At 32.9% G+C, this 16,572-nt stretch carries 15 protein-coding genes; all 15 read right to left on the reverse strand.

From position 1 onward, the window contains the following. Window positions 1-6: 6 nt before the first annotated feature. Window positions 7-1,008 carry a 5-oxoprolinase subunit C family protein gene (locus tag JVV30_RS05535; RefSeq protein ID WP_070854935.1) on the reverse strand — a complete coding sequence of 334 codons (1,002 nt, stop codon included), beginning with the start codon at window positions 1,006-1,008 and terminating at the stop codon, window positions 7-9. Beyond that, window positions 998-1,726 carry a 5-oxoprolinase subunit PxpB gene (pxpB, locus tag JVV30_RS05540; protein WP_070854934.1) on the reverse strand — a complete coding sequence of 243 codons (729 nt, stop codon included), beginning with the start codon at window positions 1,724-1,726 and terminating at the stop codon, window positions 998-1,000. The genes JVV30_RS05535 and pxpB overlap by 11 nt, the downstream gene beginning before the upstream one ends. A gap of 619 nt (window positions 1,727-2,345) precedes the next feature. Continuing rightward, window positions 2,346-2,822 (reverse strand): transcription elongation factor GreA, encoded by a 477-nt coding sequence (gene greA / locus JVV30_RS05545; protein WP_053029550.1) that lies wholly within the window; start codon window positions 2,820-2,822, stop codon window positions 2,346-2,348. An 86-nt stretch (window positions 2,823-2,908) separates the two neighbouring features. After that, window positions 2,909-3,532, reverse strand: a complete 624-nt coding sequence (gene udk, locus JVV30_RS05550; protein ID WP_011275606.1) for a uridine kinase — start codon at window positions 3,530-3,532, stop codon at window positions 2,909-2,911. Next, window positions 3,532-4,800: a peptidase U32 family protein gene (locus tag JVV30_RS05555; RefSeq protein WP_070854933.1), complete on the reverse strand. Its 1,269-nt coding sequence runs from the start codon at window positions 4,798-4,800 to the stop codon at window positions 3,532-3,534. Before JVV30_RS05555 ends, udk begins: the two co-directional genes overlap by 1 nt. A 15-nt stretch (window positions 4,801-4,815) precedes the next feature. Beyond that, a complete protein-coding gene (locus tag JVV30_RS05560) occupies window positions 4,816-5,739 on the reverse strand; it encodes a peptidase U32 family protein (protein WP_070854932.1) in 924 nt (307 codons plus the stop codon). Window positions 5,740-5,741: 2 nt separating this feature from the next. Beyond that, window positions 5,742-6,377: an O-methyltransferase gene (locus tag JVV30_RS05565; protein WP_204193635.1), complete on the reverse strand. Its 636-nt coding sequence runs from the start codon at window positions 6,375-6,377 to the stop codon at window positions 5,742-5,744. A gap of 413 nt (window positions 6,378-6,790) precedes the next feature. Then, window positions 6,791-7,111 (reverse strand): DUF1292 domain-containing protein, encoded by a 321-nt coding sequence (locus JVV30_RS05570; RefSeq protein ID WP_053029554.1) that lies wholly within the window; start codon window positions 7,109-7,111, stop codon window positions 6,791-6,793. A gap of 13 nt (window positions 7,112-7,124) precedes the next feature. After that, a complete protein-coding gene (gene ruvX / locus JVV30_RS05575) occupies window positions 7,125-7,553 on the reverse strand; it encodes a Holliday junction resolvase RuvX (RefSeq protein WP_070854930.1) in 429 nt (142 codons plus the stop codon). A 3-nt stretch (window positions 7,554-7,556) separates the two neighbouring features. Beyond that, a complete protein-coding gene (locus JVV30_RS05580) occupies window positions 7,557-7,817 on the reverse strand; it encodes an IreB family regulatory phosphoprotein (RefSeq protein WP_011275600.1) in 261 nt (86 codons plus the stop codon). A 66-nt stretch (window positions 7,818-7,883) separates the two neighbouring features. After that, complete coding sequence (gene alaS, locus JVV30_RS05585) at window positions 7,884-10,514, reverse strand: alanine--tRNA ligase (RefSeq protein ID WP_204193637.1); 2,631 nt, start codon at window positions 10,512-10,514, stop codon at window positions 7,884-7,886. 297 nt (window positions 10,515-10,811) lie between these two features. Further along, window positions 10,812-13,244 carry an SF1B family DNA helicase RecD2 gene (gene recD2 / locus JVV30_RS05590; protein ID WP_204193639.1) on the reverse strand — a complete coding sequence of 811 codons (2,433 nt, stop codon included), beginning with the start codon at window positions 13,242-13,244 and terminating at the stop codon, window positions 10,812-10,814. Window position 13,245: 1 nt separating this feature from the next. Beyond that, window positions 13,246-13,917 carry a tetratricopeptide repeat protein gene (locus tag JVV30_RS05595; protein WP_204193666.1) on the reverse strand — a complete coding sequence of 224 codons (672 nt, stop codon included), beginning with the start codon at window positions 13,915-13,917 and terminating at the stop codon, window positions 13,246-13,248. Between the two features lie 118 nt (window positions 13,918-14,035). After that, a complete protein-coding gene (gene mnmA, locus JVV30_RS05600; RefSeq protein ID WP_053029558.1) occupies window positions 14,036-15,148 on the reverse strand; it encodes a tRNA 2-thiouridine(34) synthase MnmA in 1,113 nt (370 codons plus the stop codon). 2 nt (window positions 15,149-15,150) lie between these two features. Next, window positions 15,151-16,290, reverse strand: a complete 1,140-nt coding sequence (locus tag JVV30_RS05605; protein ID WP_070854927.1) for a cysteine desulfurase family protein — start codon at window positions 16,288-16,290, stop codon at window positions 15,151-15,153. Window positions 16,291-16,572: the final 282 nt, after the last annotated feature.

Raw genomic sequence — 16,572 nt, forward strand, 5'->3', positions numbered from 1 at the left:
TTGTTATTACTCCTCTTCAATTAATTTTGCCAATTTTTGTGATGTTGGTCGCATTGAATGCATATTAAATATTGGTGCATTTGTCACAGAGTCCAATTTGTCACTGAACTTTTGATTAAATGACTGTAACATCTCATTTGCTTCATCTACAGAAGTCCATTTGAACTGTATCATATCTCCTGGCTTGAATTGTGCTAATTTTTTAAGGTCCAATTGACTTACTGTAGCTATTTTTGTATAACCACCGACTGTTTGTTTGTCATTTAATAGAATGATTGGATTCCCATCGTTAGGTACTTGAATACTTCCTAACCCTACTGGTTCAGAAATGATATCCGCACCATTTTCAGGTGGAATTTGATTGCCTATAAGTCTATATCCCATACGATCAGATTGATCAGATATTTTATATTCAGATTCAACTAAATTTTTTCGTTTCTCTTCAGAAAAGGCATCAACTTGCGGACCTTCTATAATGTGAATTATATTGTCTTGTTCAACTGCATCATAATCAATTGATTTTCCAAGATTTACTTTATAATTACTATTTTGGACGACTTGAATATGATCATCTTTTTTCAATGCTCTGCCGTAAAAACCACCCACGCCACTTCTAGTATGCGTTGAATAGCTATCTGCAACTTTTTCAATATCAAGTGAATGGCCAAAGAAAATATAGCCACGTGCACCACGTATTACAGGTCCTAACTCAAGGATATCGCCTTTATTTGCCAAGACAACACTGTTATTTGTTATTTTAGCGTTGTTTAATTTTGCATTAAATTGACCGCCTGTCAATACAAACGTGTTATTTTGAGTGAATTGTATTGTTGGTCCAATAATTGTAAATTCCAGACTTGGACCATCGTTAGCAATCAATTGTCGTCCTAGATCATAACTAAATTGATCCATAGCACCAGAACCTGAAAAACCTAAATGTTGAAATCCAAAACGTCCTTTGTCTTGTACCGTGGTGAACAGTCCTGGTTTTATAATTTTAATGCCCATTACACGTCACCCACTTTTCTTTATTAAATTGACCGTCGTTAATTTCTTTTTTAATTTGGCTATACGTTTGCTCGTCAATTGCATAAAATTTAATATAATCACCAGCTTCGTACAATGTCATAGGTTCAGCATATTGATCGAACACTTTTAATGGTGTTCTACCAATAATTTGCCAACCACCTGGTGAATCTGATGGATATAATCCCGTTTGATTATTAGCGATTCCTACAGAACCGGCATTTATCTTAACTCGTGGTTCAGCTCTTCTAGGTGTATGAACACGTTCATCTAACCCACCTAAGAATGGGAAACCTGGCATAAAACCAAGCATATAAACAAGATATTCATTTTCTGTATGAATTTGGATAACTTCCTCTACAGATAAATGATTATGACTTGCTACCTCTTCTAAATCTGGGCCCATCTCAGTATTATATAGTACAGGAATATGTATAATATTCTTATTTGAAGTTGAATCAACTTTTGAAAGTTTTAGATTATCTAATTCTAATTTTTCAATTAATTGCTTGTAATCAATTAAATCATTATTAAAATTTATCATAATTGCTCGATAAGACGGGATTACATCCTTAATGTTTGGTATATTTTTAGACAGAATATATTGAGTAGTTAGATTAACTTCTTGATAATTATCTTCGCTAATCTCTTCTTTGAAATATAGCAATAGCGATTGCTCATTTATAACTTTAACTTCCAACCCATTGCCTCCCTTTTATACTTTCATTTGATTATATTGTATTTCTAAAAGTATTGATTTAACAAAAGTATCAACTTTCAAATTTTACTATTATGTATAAAAAATTATAACATTTTCATATCTTAGTTGTTTAATAAGTATTTCAAATTGTGAATAATAAAAAAAGTAAGGCATGATGTAATCGCTTACTTTTGTGTATACTTAACAATTCATTCAATTGTATTCACAATGTTATTTAAGCATATAAAACAAAATTTGTCATGAAAAAGTTCAGATTTTCAAATTAATTTGATAAAATATAAATAGATATTCGTTACTTTAATGATACTTATATATTAAAAAGATTAAAATGTAACCAAGATAGCAAGCACGGTCGGATAAACCATTTAGTTGTCAAAAATAAGTTGAACTTAACCAAAAATGATACAGAATTTGACATTAAAAACGGGACTGGAACAGAATTTTTCTTGAATTCATTGTCCCACTCCCGGTAAATGACTAAAACTGAGAAAAGCTTAATTTAAGCATCCTCCCAGTTTAGTTAATTACTGCACTTTTTGAAAAAAGCAGTTGTATATTATTGTCTCAGACTCAAATTAATCATTGTTATAAAGAGAGATTATTTGATATCTACGATTTTAACGTTAATTTCTCCACCGTTTGGTAAAGGCACACGTACTTCATCTTTTAAACTTTTACCAATTAGTGCTTTAGCCATAGGTGATTCGTTTGAGATTTTGCCGTTAAAGGCATCTGCTTCAGCAGAACCAACGATTTGGTAACTTTCTTCTTCATCTCCAGGTAATTCAATAAAAGTTACAGTTTTACCAATTTGAACAACATTGTTATCACCTGTATCTTCAATAATTAATGCATATCTAAGCATATGCTCGATACGTTGAATGTCTTGTTCAATGAATCCTTGTTCATCTTTAGCAGCATCATACTCAGAGTTCTCAGAAAGGTCACCAAAAGAACGTGCCACTTTAATTTTTTCTACAACTTCAGGACGTTTAACCGTTTTTAATTCTTCTAATTCTTTTTCTAATTGTTCATAACCCTCTTGAGTCATTGGATATTGTTTTTGATTTTCCATTATGTCATCTTCCTTTTTCAGTTAATATGTTTGAGTCAATTAAAATTTATTGAATACATTTATTTTTAATATACATTGTAACTTACTTATTGTTTACTAACCAATGTTTGAATTTTTGTTGTCATAATATCTATTGCTACTTTATTACTTCCACCTTCTGGAATAATAATGTCAGCATATTTCTTTGTTGGTTCAATGAATTGATTGTGCATTGGTTTAACAACATTTAAATATTGGTTAATGACCGATTCCATTGATCGACCACGCTCTTTAGTATCACGTACGAGTCGTCTTAGAATTCTTAAGTCTGCATCAGTATCAACGTATATTTTGACATCCATCATATCACGAAGTGTTTTATTTTCTAAAGCAAATATACCTTCTACGATAATAACATCTTTAGGTTCAAATGCAATGGTTTCATTACTTCGTGTATGATTTGTGTAATCGTACGTTGGAACTTCAACTGCATGACCATTACGTAAATCCTTTAAGTTTTCAATTAGCAAATCGTTGTCAAAGGCAAAGGGATGGTCATAATTTGTTTCAAGACGCTCTTCAAAAGTTAAATGTGATTGGTCTTTATAATAATAATCTTGAGCAAGAAGTGCAACACTATGTCCTTCTAAATTTTTCATGATTTCATTAGTAACTGTTGTCTTACCAGATCCAGAGCCACCGGCAATACCAATAATTGTTGTGTTTGCCATTATCTAATTTCCTTTCTCATCATGTTCTTAGGGTAAATTGGATGATCTACCTTAATTTGTACAATTTGAAGTGGATGACGTGCAGCATCTAATTGATTGCCTTCCTCATCGTATATGGCATCAATCACTTGTCTAAAGCTTTCAATTTCAGGTCCAAAGAATTCAATTTCTTGACCAGGTTTAAAGTGATTTCTTTGTTGAATAGTAGCAATATGCGTTGCCTCATCATAATCTAATACTAATCCACAAAAATCATAAGGTGATTTTTTATTTTGCTGAACACCAAACATTTGCTCTTCATAACCTGGTGTACCTTCAAAGAAAGCTGGCGCTGTATCTCTATTAGCACATTTATCTAATTCGATTAACCATTCAGGATTTATTTTAAAGTGCTCTGGATCTTCAGCATAGGCATCAATTACTTTTCGATAAACTGAAACCACAGTAGCAATATAATGTATCGATTTCATACGACCTTCTATTTTAAGCGAGTCAATGCCAATATCCATCATTTGCGGTATTGATTCGATTAATTTTAAATCTTTAGGACTCATAGCGAATGGGATAACGTCGCCCTCTTGATAATAAAGATCTAAATCACCATCATTGTCAACCTCTAACAAATCATAATCCCAACGACAACTTTGACAACATCCTCCTCTATTAGAGTCTCTCGCTGTCATGTGATTACTAAGTGTACAACGACCTGAATAGGCAATACACATAGCACCATGGATGAAAGCCTCAATTTCAATATCTACGTTCTCTTTCATTTCCTTCATTTCCATAGCGCCTGTTTCACGTGCTAATACCACTCGGTCTAATCCTTCTTCTTTCCAGAATTCTACAGCTTTAGTATTAGATAATGATTGTTGTGTTGATAAGTGTATTTCTAATTTTGGTGCAACTTGCTTACAAGTTTCTATGATTAAAGGGTCTGCTACAATAATACCTGTAGCTCCAGTTTTTTCTAATTCAATTAGATACGATTCCAACCCATCAATATTTTCATCATGTGCAATAATGTTAGTAGTCACGTAAATTTTAGCATTATATTGATTTGCAAATTCAACGCCCTCTTTAATTTCAGCCATTGTAAAATTATCAGCGTTAGAACGTAGACCATATTCTTGGCCACCTAAAAATACGGCATCTGCACCATAATGAACAGCAATTTTTAATTTCTCTAAATTACCAGCAGGCGCTAATAATTCAGGTTTTTTGATTTTACTTTTTACTTGAGATTGAACGTCAGTTAAAGTTTTCAAGTTTAGCGCCTCCTTTTAATATACGGTTTGTTTATAGAAGAATCCTTCGTCAAATGGACGATGTTCTGGTTGAATGTCTTCAATTGGGTCTACTAGCATAAATTTTTCATCTTCATATGCTTCAGGATCTTCATTGTATAAATCAATCGCTTCTCTGTATTGAGCTGTAACAACGTTGATATATTCTTCACTCTGTAATATACCGTCAATCTTAAATGAATCAATACCAGCTTCAAACAATGGTTCAAGCTCTTCGATTAAACAAATGTCATTCGGAGACATGATATGTGTGCCATTAAAATCCTCAAATACAGGATATTTATTATCACGTTCTTCGTCATAGAGTAATAGTTCACGTTCATCATTTTCACGTTTAATCTTCATTTGTCTATCTTGAAATGTATAATAGTTTCCAAGTAACATACGTTTAGATTGGAACATACATGTCATCCCGTGGACCTGAACTTCAATTTCAACATTTGCATTCTCTTTAATATTTATAATTTCATCTAAGTTTAATTCTCTGGCAAGAAGTGCACGTTTCGCACCGCGTTTACCCCAATAGTTACATTGGAAATAGTTGGTAACAATTGTTTCGGCATCCCAATTTAAAGGTATTGGATTTTGTTGATTTTTTACGTACATAACAACTGCAGGATCGCCAAAGATAATACGATCCACATTGATTTCGTGCAAGAAATTAATGTAGTCTTCCAATGCGTTTAAATGATAGTTGTGGAAAATACCATTTACAGCGACATAGATTTTTTTATCATGTTCATGTGCTAATTTAATTGCTTTTTTTATATCTTCTCGATTAAATTCTCCCGGTAATCGTAACCCAAATTTTTGCTCACCAATGACAAAGGCATCCGCGCCAATATCGATTAGTGTTTCTAAATGTGTTAAAGATTTAGGAGTAACGAGTAATTCCGTCATAATTATTCTCCTTTAATTGAAATAGCTAACCCATCATCCATATTGATAAAATTTGTACTGTAATTTTCTTGATTCATTAACCATTCATTAAATTTTTGGACTTTTTTCACCATTTGCTTAACATTTCTGGAACGAACAATATCTATGTTCGATACAAAACCGTGATATAAAACATTATCTGTAATCACTAGTCCACCTTTTTTTAATAATGGTGTATAATATTCAAAAAATTTTTTAGATTGCGCTTTAGCTGCATCAATAAAGATAATATCATATACTTTGTCATCGACTTGACTATATTGCTCTAAGGCATTGCCTTCTATTAATCGTATTTGTGATGAATAGCCAAAAGTTTCAAAATTTGCTTTAGCTTGCGTAATCATTTTCTCATCACGTTCTATTGTTGTAATTTGAATGTCATCTGATACGGATGCAAAATGCATTGAACTATACCCTACCGCAGTACCAATTTCCAATATATTTTTTGCACCATGGATTCGAATTAATTGTTTAATCATTTCTAGAGATAATCTGTCTACAATTGGTACAGCATTCTCTTCTGCATAGCTTCTTAATGATTCAATCTGATTATCTGTTTTAGATTGTATCTCCAATAAATATTGCTGATTAGCTTCCATTTACTTACTTCCTTTTTTAAGACAAAATGACATTAAAAAATAAACCAGTCTCTATTAATTAAGTTTTAATCACTGATGACTTATAAATAACCTAAATCAAATGACGTCAACTTATATGTATAATTGTATGACTGATTTAAATATTTATTAAAATACTTGTCTAGTTATAAGAATTTAACTTTAAATATTTTATCACATATTTGATTGTAAATTAAGGTGTAACAAGTAAAAAAACATGATTTTGTCAATCAAAAAGGAGCAGAAAAGAATTCGTTTTGAATTCTTTGTCCACTCCCACTACAAAATTATTGTGTTAACTCAGCTAAACATATGCGCTAAGTCCGTTAATTCATAATTTCGAATTGACAATTTAACTTCCATTCATCTATAAATGTGATGAATGAATGCATCATTTACTCTTCCATATTTGTATTTACTACTTCTTCAATCATGTCCCATTCTTCATCAGTTTCGATTGGTACTAATTTACCACCATCGCCTGATTCATCAGGTTCATTTATCATTGGAATAAGTTCAATCATATCATCGTCGTCTGATTGTGCGCCCTCTTCTGCTAAAATAACATATTCCTTTTTGAATTCTGGATGGTAAAATTCTAACATTTTGCGATATAAAACTTCATTACCATTTTCATCAAATAAAGTTAATAATTCTTCTTCATTGCTAATATCTAATTCTACGTCATGGTTGTGGTCATGATTATGTTCAGTCATCTTTATATCTCCTTTATTGGATTGAGTCTAAATAGCCTTGCAATATAAATACTGCTGCCATTTTATCAATTACTTTTTTTCTTTTTTGTCTTGAAACATCTGCTTCAAGTAATGAACGCTCTGCTGCCATAGTACTTAATCGTTCATCCCACATTATAATCTCTATATCAGGTAAGTTTTCTTGAAGTAACTCCTTGTATTTTAACGAAGCTTCTCCACGAAAGCCAATAGAATTATTCATATTCTTTGGTAAACCAATCACTACAGAACCAACATTATGTTCTTTAATGATAGCTACTAATTGGTCTATACCGAAATCTTCTTGTTCCTCGTTAATTCTCAGAGTGTCCAATCCTTGGGCAGTCCAACCCATTAAATCGCTAATAGCAATGCCAACTGTTTTACTACCTACATCTAAACCTAAAATTTTATGCGTTAACATGGACTATTTCTTGTTCTCTTTTAAGTAATTTGAAACGAGTTCTTCCATAATAACGTCACGATCAATGTGTCGAATCTGATTTCTAGCATCATTTTGACGAGGTATATAGGCTGGATCTCCAGAGAGTAAATACCCAACGATTTGATTGACAGCATTGTAACCACGTTCTTCTAATGTTCGGTGTACATTATTTAACACAGTTTCGACATTATCTTTAGGAATTTCTTCATAGTCAAACTTCATAGTTTTATCAATATTATCCATAGGTGCGACACTCCTCTATAACGGTTTATCTTACATACACCAATTTTACACTAGTTGATTACAAAGTTATAGTTTTTTAATGTAATCTTTAATAAAGCGTAATGCTTCTGAGATATTTTCAGGTTGCGTACCGCCACCTTGAGCCATATCAGGGCGACCGCCACCTTTACCACCAACGATAGGTGCCATGTTTTTAATAATATCCCCAGCTTTGATGCTGTCAGTTTGTTCTTTAGGTACAGTTGCGATTAATGACACTTTATCTCCTAAATTACTTGCTAAGATAATGATAGCATCTTGTTGTTTAGATTTAAAATCATCCATTGTTTGTCGGATTTCTTTAGCATTTGATACCTCGACTTCTGTAGCTAATACTTTAAATCCATTTATATCGTCAATTTGTTCCTCAATATTACCCATCTTAAGTGCTGTAATTTCTTTGTTGCGTTGCTCTAATTGTTTATGAAGTTGTTTTTCTTCTTCTTGTAACTGCACAATTTTATCAAAAACTTGATTGTCAGATTTTACTTTAACTTGATCTTTAACAGCATTAAATTTCGTTTGAATATCCTCTAAATAAAGGAATGCTGACTTACCAGTCAATGCTTCAATACGTCTAACACCCGCACCTGTTCCTGACTCGCTAACAATTTTGAAAAGACCAATTTCAGCAGTGTTACTTACGTGAATACCACCACATAGTTCTATTGAAAATGGCGCCATATTTACAACGCGTACAATATCACCGTATTTTTCACCGAATAAAGCCATAGCACCCATTTGTTTAGCTTCATCAATTGGCATTTCTTGAATATTAACTGAAATACCTCTCCAAATTTCTTCGTTAACACGTCTCTCAACACGATCTATTTCTTCTTGACTCATAGGACCAAAATGTGAGAAGTCAAAACGTAAACGTTCACTTTCGACTAAAGAACCAGCTTGGTTAACATGTTCTCCTAGTACCTCTTTTAAAGCAGCGTGAAGTAAGTGAGTGGCACTGTGATTTTTTTGAATATCTTTTCTTTCATCTCTATTTACACTTGCATCTACATTACTATTAATAGTAACTTGGCCGAATTGGACTACACCTTGATGTAAGTTTTGACCATTAGGTGCTTTAGTTACTTCGGTTACTTCTATTTCAAAGTTTTCATTGCCTACGGTTCCTTTATCAGCTACTTGTCCACCACTAACTGCATAAAATGGTGTTTCTTCCAAAATGAAGTAAACTGTTTCTCCAGGCTCAGCACTTTCAACTGATTCACCATTATAAATTAAATCTGTTAATGTTGTTTGATAATCTGTCGTTTCATAGCCAACGAATTTACTATTTGTAGTAATATTTTTGAGCACTTCACTTTGAATTTGCATTGATTGTGAACTTTGACGTGCTTCTCGAGCTCGTGTACGTTGTTGCTCCATTTCTACTTCAAATGTAGCCATATCTACAGAAATGTCTTCTTGACTAGCTAATTCTTCAGTTAATTCAATTGGGAAACCATACGTATCATATAATTTAAAAGCATCTGATCCGTTAATTTCGTTTGTTGAATCTTTGGCTTTAGCTAGTAAATGATTTAAAATTGCTAAACCTTCTTGAAGTGTTTCGTGGAAACGTTCTTCTTCAGATTTAATTACACGTTTAATAAAATCTGCTTTTTCTTTAACATTAGGGTAATAAGGTTCCATAATGTCTGCAACAATATCAACCAATTTATACATAAACGGTTCATTAATGTCTAACGTTTGACTGAATCGAACCGCTCTACGTAGAAGTCGACGTAATACATAGCCTCGTCCTTCGTTTGCAGGTAATGCGCCATCAGCTATTGCAAATGCAATCGTACGAATATGATCTGCGATGACTTTAAATGCTACATCATGCTCACTATTTTCTAAATACGTTTTGCCAGCGACATTTTCAACTTCATTAATAATTGGCATGAATAAGTCTGTTTCGTAATTAGTACGTACATTTTGAGACACTGATGCCATACGTTCAAGACCCATACCAGTATCAATGTTTTTATTTGGAAGTGGTGTATACGTATTGTCTTTATTATGATTAAATTCACTAAAGACTAAATTCCATACTTCTAAATATCTTTCATTTTCTCCACCTGGATACATTTCTTCGGCTGGATCATCTTGTCCATAGTCGTCTCCACGGTCATAGAAAATTTCAGTATTTGGACCAGAAGGACCTTCACCAATATCCCAGAAGTTACCCTCAATTCTGATAATACGACTTTCTTCTAAGCCAATTTCTTCATTCCAAATACGATAAGCTTCTGTATCTTCTGGATGAATAGTGACATATAATTTTTCTGGTTCCATTCCCATCCATTTTTCACTTGTTAGAAACTCCCATGCAAAATGAATTGCTTCTTTTTTGAAATAATCACCGATTGAAAAGTTACCTAGCATTTCAAAAAATGTATGATGTCTTGCAGTAAATCCAACATTTTCGATATCGTTGGTTCTGATTGCTTTTTGAGAGTTAACAATTCTAGGCTTTCTAGGTGTTTCTCTGCCATCAAAATATTTTTTTAACGTTGCTACACCTGAATTAATCCATAATAATGAATCATCATCAATCGGTACTAATGGTGCTGAAGGTTCAACCATATGTCCTTTTTCAACAAAGAAATCAATATATTTTTGACGAATTTCACTAGCCTTTAAATTTTTCATTATTTACACTCCTATTTCATCAATTTATTAAGAAAATAAAACAAAAAACGTTCATCCTCAAAAAGGGACGAACGTTCTCGCGGTACCACCCTAGTTATAAATGGTCTACCCTTAATCGATAAAATATCGTTAGGCAGAAGACAATTATCACTCAAATTCAATATGAAAATAACATGAAGTAGCGTTCAACAATATACATTGTACTTTACACCAACCAGTACATCTCTATATAAGTATGTATTGTCTACTCATCTTCATGCGAACTTAAGATTATTTTAAGTATTTTCAAGCTAAATGTCAACGCTCAGCAAAATCGTATGGGGATACATCACCCATATTGATCATTGGATTAATTTGATATATTGTAGATTCACTTAAAATAATTTCTTTTTCCTCAACTTCTAAATTCAACTTTTCCTCTGTATCTATTAATGAATTATCGCTATTTTGATGACGGTTAGCATTATTATTTTCAATTTCAAAATAGCTTAAAATTAAATGGCAAAGTTGCGTTTGACGTATTTGACCTTGGGTGTTTAGACCTATATCAAATGCTTTAGGATCACCGAGTAAAACAAGTGATTGTTTTGCCCTAGTGAGTCCTGTATACAAAATAGGTCTCTGCAACATTCTAAAATATTGCTTTACAATTGGCATGATGACTATCGGAAATTCAGAACCCTGTGATTTATGGATAGATGTACAATAAGCATGTGTTAATTCAAGTAAATCCTGTCTTGTGAAGGTGTTTTCATTCCCCTCAAAGTCTACTACAAGCACATCTTTGTTAAGTGCATTTTCTTTTGCCCAAAAGATTCCAACTATAACACCAATATCACCATTAAATATATTATCGTTAGGTCGATTGACTAATTGTAATACTTTATCCCCTTTACGAAATTTGATATCACCGAACTCTATTTCTCGCGTATCATCTTCCTTAGGGTTTAATATATCCTGTAACACTTGATTTAATCGTTTTATACCTGCACTACCTTTATACATCGGTGCTAACACCTGAATATCACTCATGTCATATCCTTTATTTACAGCACTTGATACTACTTTCTCAACAACTGAAGGTATTTGTTCTACGCCACAATTAATAAAACTTCTATCATGATAACGTTGTGAAATATCGATAGGTTCCCCATGCTTCATTCGGTGTGCTAAATCAATGATACTAGAGCCATCTTGTTGACGGTAAACTTCAGTTAAATTTACACGTGGAATTGCTTTAGAATCGATTAGATCTTTAAATACTTGGCCTGGTCCAACTGATGGCAATTGATCTTCGTCACCAACAAATACCACCTGTGCATCTAATGGCACTGCACTTAGAAACTGATGAAATAACCAAGTATCCACCATCGACATTTCGTCAATAATGATAAGTTTAGCTTTTATTTCATTATCTAATATATCTTCAGGTTGAGTATCCTGATTCCACCCAATTAAGCGATGTATTGTCATCGCTTCAAGTCCTGTTGACTCTTGTAAACGCTTAGATGCACGACCAGTTGGTGCAGCTAAAACGACTGGATAATCATCATCTTGATAATCAGAATAATTTAACGATAGGCCATGTATTTCAGCATATAATTCAACGATTCCTTTGATCACCGTTGTCTTTCCTGTACCAGGACCTCCTGTCAACAGCATAATTTTAGAATTAATAGCTGTTTGTAAAGCTTCTTTTTGAGATGGTGCATAATTGACATTATTGCTATCTTCTATTTCCCCTATATGCAATTGTAAATCAGATTGTTCTATTTCTTTTAACTTGTTCTTATAGGTTTGAATGCGATATAAATTTTGAACACTTTTTAATTCAGAATAATATAAACTAGGAATAGCAACACGATGATTATCGAGAATTAATTTGCTTTCTTCTGATAATTGTTGTAGAACATCTTCTAATTGTTGTTGCTCTATGGCCTCACCTTGCTGTTTGTTACTTAGAATTTGTTGCGTTACGTCGATGATATAGTCGTTTGATAAATACGTGTGACCTTGCTTAATGCATTCTTCTTCAAGTGTATATAACAATCCTGCTTTTAATCTTTCTTGATCATTAAAGGCAATCCCATTATTTCGCGCTAAAATATCAGCCTTTTGAAAACCAATTCCTTTAACATCATATACGAGTTGATATGGATTATTCTCAAGTACTTGAAGGGTGTCAGATTGATAAAATTGATAAATCGCCATTGATAATTTAGGTCCAAAGCCTAAATCATGTAGTCGAATCATTATTTTTTCAGACTCTTGATTGGCATTGATTTGATCAGCAATCTGCTTTTGCTTCTTTTTAGGTAAATTGGAAACTTTTTCTAAAACAGATGCATCAGACATAATATCATTGATCGCATTTTCACCAAGCGTGTTCACTATATTTTGAGCAGTCTTTTTTCCTATCCCTTTAAATAAATCACTTGATAGATATGTAATTATTGCATCTTTAGTTTGTGGTACTTCTTTCTCAAACGTATCAGCCTTCAGTTGCTTACCGTAACGTGGATGCTCTACAACTTGACCTTTAAAAGTGTAGACATCTCCTTCAACAATATTTGGAAAGAACCCTACAACTGTTGGTAAATTACCAAATGATTCATTTGTTTCAATTGTATCCACTTTAATGACTGTATAAAAATTATCATTATTCTGAAATAAAATAGCATCTACAGTACCTTTAATCATTGAATAATCAAATAGTGTAGGGTCTGACATATTACTCCTCCTCGTTCTTTATTGCTTCAAAGGTCTTCTTAGCATGTTGGCTTAATACGTGTTCTGGATCAATAGATATAGCCTTATCAAAATATGATATGGCTAATTCAATGTCTTCTGTATGCATATATATAGCTAAACCAAGATTATATAGTGCATCTACATGTTGTGAGTCTATTGATAGCACTAACTTTAATTGTTGAATCGCTTGTTCAAACATTTCTAAATGACATAATGCTAAACCATATTGAAACTGAACTTCAGCATCACGATTAGGTTCTAATTCTGCTGCAGTCATAAAGAAAGGTAATGATTCTTTAGGTGCATCTAATTGATTAAATGACATCCCAATCATGTAATTCGTATCTATTTTATCCATATCGTATTTAGATGCCAATTGATATAGCTTAATGGCATCGCGGTATTTACCTTGATCATAGTATAGATTAGCTAAATTATAATATACAGGTCCATTTTTATCATCAATTGCAAGTGCTCTTTGGAAAAATCTTTCAGCCTTTTCCACTTCATTAACGTCAGCGAGTACGATTCCTGCATTAATATAATTTTCAATTGTATTCGGTTCTTCTTCTATGTTTTCGAATAATGCTTTTAATGCAGCTTCAAGTTGACCGTTCTGAATCCATTTATAAATTGTTTCTTGTTTCGTTATCATATTTTCACCCAATTCTTTAATCATCGTTTGTATTGATTTAAAACGTAAAAATAAAGATGGAGTAGTATGTGAAATCTTAGATGATTTCATTACACTCCACCCTCTGTTTTTTTAATTAAACAACATAACTCAATTGACCTGTTGTTTTAAATACATCATCGATTGTTGCGCCACCTAAACAAACTTCCTCATCGTAAAATACAACCGCTTGTCCTGGCGTTATCGCACGTACTGGTTCATCAAATGTTACACGTAAAGCATCCTGACTTTCACGTTTAACAAACACCTTAGTATCTTTTTGGCGATATCTAAATTTGGCAGTACATTCAAATCCATTTTCTAAATCAACTGGATTAACGAATGAGAAATCAGATGCAATAAGATAATCACTATAGAGTGCATCATGATGGAAACCTTGTTCAACATATAAAATATTATCTTTTAAATTCTTGCCAACTACGAACCATGGATCACCGTCTCCGCCAATTCCAAGACCATGTCTTTGACCAATTGTGTAATACATTAATCCACTATGCATACCTTTCTTTTCTCCGTCCAATGTACGCATTTCTCCAGATTGAGCCGGTAAATATTGTGATAGGAATGTTTTAAAATTACGTTCTCCAATAAAACATATGCCTGTTGAATCTTTCTTCTTAGCCGTTGCTAAATCTTGTTCCTCAGCAATTTTTCGAACTTCTTTTTTCTCAATATCACCAATTGGGAACATCACTTTTGATAATTGTTGTTGTGACAATTGATTTAAGAAATAGGTTTGATCTTTATTATTATCAATACCTCTTAACATTTCCACATGACCATCGTCATGACGACGTATTCTTGCATAATGTCCAGTTGCCACATAATCAGCACCTAATTTAAGTGCATGCTCTAAAAATGCTTTAAATTTAATTTCTTTATTACACATAACATCCGGATTAGGTGTGCGTCCTTTTTTATATTCATCTAGGAAATAAGTGAAGACTTTATCCCAATATTCCTGTTCGAAATTAACCGCATAATATGGGATGCCAATTTGATTACATACTGCGATGACATCATTATAATCTTCAGTTGCTGTACAAACACCATTCTCATCAGTGTCGTCCCAGTTTTTCATAAATATTCCAATAACATCATACCCTTGTTCTTTTAAAACATGGGCAGTGACTGAACTATCAACTCCACCAGACATACCAACAACTACACGTATATCTTTGTTTGACACATTTATTCCTCCTTAAATTTATGATATATTTTATGAATTTCAGCAACGATATATTTAATTTCTTGTTCAGTTGTTAATTCGTTAAAACTAAATCTTACAGAGTGTTTCGCACGCTCTTCATCTTCATACATTGCTGCTAGAACATGTGAAGGTGTAGTTGAGCCAGCTGTACAAGCTGAACCCGACGATACATATATATTTGCTAAATCCAGAAGTGTTAACATCGTTTCCACATCTATAAATGGGAAATACAAATTGAGTATATGACCAGTTGTGTCTACCATTGAACCATTGACCTCAAACGGTATTGCTCGTTCTTGCAAACTAACTAGAAATAATTCCTTTAACTGCATTAAATGTAAATTATTTTGATCTCTATTATCGTTTGCTAGTGCTAACGCTTTAGTTAAGCCTACAATTTGTGCCACATTTTCTGTGCCGGCACGTCTTTTAGTTTCTTGTTCCCCACCTAACTGTGAATACACAATTGGTGTTTGGTCTCTAACTAATAGTACACCCACGCCTTTTGGACCACCAAATTTATGCGCCGTTAAACTCAAAGTATCCATTTTAAAATCTTCAAAGCTGACATCTAAATGTCCAATTGCTTGGACAGCGTCAACATGCAACAAAGCATTCGATTCGCTAACGATATCTTCAATATCATACATTGGTTCTACAGTTCCAACTTCATTATTAACAAACATTATCGAAACTAAGATTGTATCACTCGTTAATGCTTCTTTAAGTTGATCTAAATCCACTGTACCTGTATCATCGACATCTAGATAAGTCACATCAAAGCCTTCTTTTTCTAATTGTTCAAAGACGTGTAAAACAGAATGATGCTCGATTTTAGTAGTGATAATGTGATTTCCAAGATGTTGATTTGCATAGACTAACCCTTTGATAGCGGTATTATTTGATTCAGTAGCGCCACTTGTAAATATAACTTCACTTGGCTTTGCATTTAGTAAGTTAGAAACTGTTCTTCTTGATTCATCTAAATAACGACGTGCGTCTCTTCCAATTGAATGAATAGATGATGGATTTCCGAAATGCGACTTGTAAATTGCCATCATTTCTTCTACAACCTCTGGTTTTACCGGTGTAGTTGCAGCATAATCTGCATATACTTCCATTATTAAGTACACTCCTCACAATATTATCAATGTTCCTATAATAGCACCTGTAAACAATTTTTTCTATATAGTTGTTTATAAACATATAACGTTTTATTAATTTTCATTTTAACATTCAATTAGAAACAAATTTAACCCATTCAATAATAAATTTGTAAAAATGGAATTAATAATACGAATAGACGCAACACTTATATTCTATACGCGTTTTAAATATATAAAGTGAGATGGGAGTGGGACAGAATTTATTTTATTCGTCGTAACCCCAGCTTGCTTTGCTTG

The organism is Staphylococcus sp. GDY8P47P, assembly GCF_016892225.1.
GTDB classification, from domain to species: Bacteria; Bacillota; Bacilli; order Staphylococcales; family Staphylococcaceae; genus Staphylococcus; species Staphylococcus borealis.

Coding starts and splice junctions, on each gene's coding strand:
- JVV30_RS05535 (WP_070854935.1), bottom strand. CDS start 1,008: ATGGGCATTAAAATTATAAAACCAGGACTGTTCACCACGGTACAAGAC.
- greA (WP_053029550.1), bottom strand. CDS start 2,822: ATGGAAAATCAAAAACAATATCCAATGACTCAAGAGGGTTATGAACAA.
- udk (WP_011275606.1), bottom strand. CDS start 3,532: ATGGCAAACACAACAATTATTGGTATTGCCGGTGGCTCTGGATCTGGT.
- JVV30_RS05560 (WP_070854932.1), bottom strand. CDS start 5,739: ATGACGGAATTACTCGTTACTCCTAAATCTTTAACACATTTAGAAACA.
- JVV30_RS05565 (WP_204193635.1), bottom strand. CDS start 6,377: ATGGAAGCTAATCAGCAATATTTATTGGAGATACAATCTAAAACAGAT.
- JVV30_RS05570 (WP_053029554.1), bottom strand. CDS start 7,111: ATGACTGAACATAATCATGACCACAACCATGACGTAGAATTAGATATT.
- ruvX (WP_070854930.1), bottom strand. CDS start 7,553: ATGTTAACGCATAAAATTTTAGGTTTAGATGTAGGTAGTAAAACAGTT.
- JVV30_RS05580 (WP_011275600.1), bottom strand. CDS start 7,817: ATGGATAATATTGATAAAACTATGAAGTTTGACTATGAAGAAATTCCT.
- alaS (WP_204193637.1), bottom strand. CDS start 10,514: ATGAAAAATTTAAAGGCTAGTGAAATTCGTCAAAAATATATTGATTTC.
- recD2 (WP_204193639.1), bottom strand. CDS start 13,244: ATGTCAGACCCTACACTATTTGATTATTCAATGATTAAAGGTACTGTA.
- JVV30_RS05605 (WP_070854927.1), bottom strand. CDS start 16,290: ATGGAAGTATATGCAGATTATGCTGCAACTACACCGGTAAAACCAGAG.